A 2,812-nucleotide genomic window follows, 5' to 3' on the forward strand; every position below is an offset into this window, starting at 1 on the left:
ACCTTGCCTCGGTCGCGGCGCATCAGGGCATGGCGAATAACGCGGCCTATTGCGCGTCGAAGGCGGGGCTTCTGGGCCTTGGCCGCTGTGTCGCGCTGGAGGGCGCGGCGGCGGGCGTTACCTGCAACAGTATCAGCCCCACCTGGGTCGAGACCGAGATGCTGAAGAAATTCATTGATGACGAGGTGGCGCAGGGTGCCCCCCGTGCCGAGGTCGTCGCGAAATACGAGGCGTCGAACCCGCAGGGCAAGCTGGTCCAGCCCGACGAGGTGGCCGGGCTGGTGGCCTTTCTGGTCAGCGATGCGGGGCGCGCGATGACGATGGAGGATTTTCAGGTCAATGCGGGTTCGCTGTGGTGACGCAGCCTGCGATCCAGCAGCGCGCGGCCATCTGACAGCGCGGCGAAATCGCCCATGCCTGCCTGCTGCCATTGTGCCTTGGCGGCGGCATTTTCGAAAACCGCATCCGCATGCAGGATCGCCGGGGTCTCGGCGATCAGGTCGCGGACCAGATCCGGCAGGGGCGCGCGGGCCAGCCATGCATCGGGGCTGACCCGTTCGAACCCGGCATCTGCCGTCACCGGATCATCGGCGATCAGGTTGTAAAAGCGCGCGCCCGCGCCGGGGCGCAGCCCGACCAGAAAACCGGCGGCGGCGTGCAGATCGGTCATCGGAAAGATCAGTCCTTCGGGCAGGCAGCCGATGGCGCGGCTTGCCTGAAGGATGATCTCATAGATGTCGCGGTGGTTTGGCGCGTCCAGACCGTAAAGCGATGGCAGCCGGACGATGGCCGCACTTACCCCCGAAGCGGCAATCTGCGATTCTGCCTCGATCTTGGCGGCGCCATAGCCGGAACAGGCATCATACATCGCGGCGGGTGCCTCGGGGTGGGGGCCGCCGGTTTCGGGAAACACCGCCGAGGACGAGGAAAACCGCAGATCCGCCCCGGAATCGTGGCAAAATTGCAGGATCGCGGCAATGCCCGCGCGCGACCAGTCCAGCATGGTGGCGCGGTCTACCGCCAGATTGACCGTCGCCGCGCAATGGATCACCGTCAGGACATGGCGGCACAGGCCGGCATAATGGTCCGGGTCCAGCCCGAAGGCCGGATCGTCGATCGACCCCGCCACCGGAATGATCCGGTCCAACGGCAATCCCGCCGCCGCTGCAATCGCCTCAAGCCGCTGATGCGGATCGCGGTTGCGGGGGCGGACAAGGCAATAGACGGCCTGATCGCCGGGCAGCCGGTCAATTGCCGCAGCCAGAACCTGCCGCCCCAGAAAGCCCGTCGCTCCGGTCAGCAGAATGCCCCGGCGATCATATTGCGGGCGCGCGGTTTCCGTGACCTGATCCGACAGAAGCTGATGCAGCCGCGACAGGGGCAGGTTCAGCGCCCGGTCGAAATCGACGCGCCGTGCATAGCCGCGTTCCAGTTCAAGGATCAGATCGACACACATCAGCGAATCGCCGCCCTGATCGTGGAACGAGCGGTCGGGATCGATCTCGGCGATGCGGCATTGCAGGATCCGCGCCGCATGGATCACCGTCGGCAGCGCGTCGCCCGCCGTCTCGGGTTCACAGGTTTCGGGCCTGATCTCGGGCAGCGCCTTGAAGTCGCATTTGCCTGACACCTCGTGGATCGGGATCGCGTCAAGCTGCACCAGATAAGAGGGCACACAATAGCCCGGCAGCACATTGCGCAGCGCGCGGGCCAGCGCGTCGGGCGTCCGCCGGCTGTCATCGCCGATCTGCCATCGCGCCCGGTTGTCCGCCGTGGTCGTGGCGTCGGCGGTGTAATAGAACACCAGCGCCTGCCCCTGATCGCCGACTTGCCGCACCCAGGGAATCGCGTGGGAAAAGCCCATCAGCCCGGCCATCGTCTCGGTCAGTTCGCGTGTCTGGATGCTGTGGCCGCGCAGTTTCAGCATATGCGCGACGCGGCCCAGCACGACAATCTGCCCATCCGCATCGACATAACCCTGATCGCCGGTATCATACAACCTGACCGCGCGACCCTGTAAGGTCAACTCGCGAAAGCGGCGTGACGTTTCTTCGGGACGGTTGACATAGCCCGGACCCAGCATGCGCGGTCCTTCGAAATGCAGCAGGCCGGGCGTGCCGGGGGGGCAGGGCCGGTCGTGATCGTCCAGAACCACCGGGCGCAGATGCGGCATGGCGCGGCCCACCGTCACCCCCTGCGCCGGACCCGCCGGCCCGGTCAGCTCCGACATGCAGATGTCATGGGTTTCACAGATGCTGTACAGGTTCCACAGCGCCGCATGGGGCAGTTTGGCCCGCGCTTCGGCGATCAGGCGGTCGCTGACCACCTCGCCGTTCAGGACGATCCGGCGCAGGGGCAGGGTGGCGCAGGTCGCGGCGTCCAGCCCTTGCAGCATCTTTTCAAAGAACGAGGGCGTGAACAGCATCTCGGACAGGTCATGGCCGGTGATGAAGCGCGCCAGCGATTGCGGCGACAACAGATCGTCGAGACCGGGAAAACACAGCTCTGCCCCGTTGCGCAGCGGGCGGAACATCTCCCATATGGCAAAGATATAGATGCCGATCTTCATGTCGGGGGTATAGGGCGTATAGGCGTCGCGCCATTCATAAGACAGCAAGGCCGCGTCATGCGTCACCGGAATGCATTTCGGTCGCCCCGTCGTGCCCGAGGTCGCGACCAGATAAATCGAATCGCCCGGCGACACCCGGCCCGGCGCGATGCTGTCTGCGGCGGGCGCGTCCAGAAAGATCGTGGCATCGACAACCCGGCAACCGTCCGGCAACTGCCCCGCGCGCGCGGGCTGCGCGGTCAG

2 protein-coding genes are annotated in these 2,812 nt (G+C 65.8%); one reads left to right on the plus strand and one right to left on the minus strand.

The window, feature by feature from the left end; all coding sequences use genetic code 11:
- The coding region (locus tag ACK5L9_RS12275; protein WP_416911751.1) for an SDR family NAD(P)-dependent oxidoreductase at positions 1-359 on the plus strand (359 nt) is incomplete at its 5' end.
- Here the strand turns inward: ACK5L9_RS12275 and ACK5L9_RS12280 are convergent.
- Positions 332-2,812, minus strand: a 2,481-nt coding sequence (locus ACK5L9_RS12280; protein WP_416911752.1) for an AMP-binding protein, incomplete at its 5' end; no start/stop codon positions are given. The two genes, ACK5L9_RS12275 and ACK5L9_RS12280, sit on opposite strands and share 28 nt — an antisense overlap.

This window comes from Paracoccus sp. (in: a-proteobacteria) (genome assembly GCF_047973135.1).
Lineage (GTDB): Bacteria > Pseudomonadota > Alphaproteobacteria > Rhodobacterales > Rhodobacteraceae > Paracoccus.